The organism is Paracoccus nototheniae (genome assembly GCF_004335005.1).
GTDB lineage: Bacteria > Pseudomonadota > Alphaproteobacteria > Rhodobacterales > Rhodobacteraceae > Paracoccus > Paracoccus nototheniae.
Map to the genome: position 1 here is coordinate 1 of NZ_RQRT01000235.1, position 237 is coordinate 237.

The window sequence follows — 237 nt, forward strand, 5'->3', positions numbered from 1 at the left end:
GCGCGAGGGCGCCCTCGGTGGGCAGCCCGCCCTCGATCAGGTGTGCGGGCGCCGGTGCTTGGGTCACGCCCTCGGCGCACCGGCGGCACGCGTATTTGGGGCGCACGGTCACGATGACCCGCAGCTGTGCCGGCACGATATCCAGCCGCTCGGTCCGGTCTTCGCCGATCCGGTGCATCTCGCCACAGCCGCAGGGACAGAGCAGGCTGTCCGGCTCGATCACCCGCTCAACGCGGG

1 protein-coding gene is annotated in these 237 nt (G+C 72.6%); it reads right to left on the reverse strand.

The genetic code is table 11. From position 1 onward, the window contains the following. Positions 1-237 (reverse strand): IS66 family transposase zinc-finger binding domain-containing protein (locus EG885_RS22585; protein WP_207392415.1); only part of this gene is annotated, 237 nt, incomplete at both ends.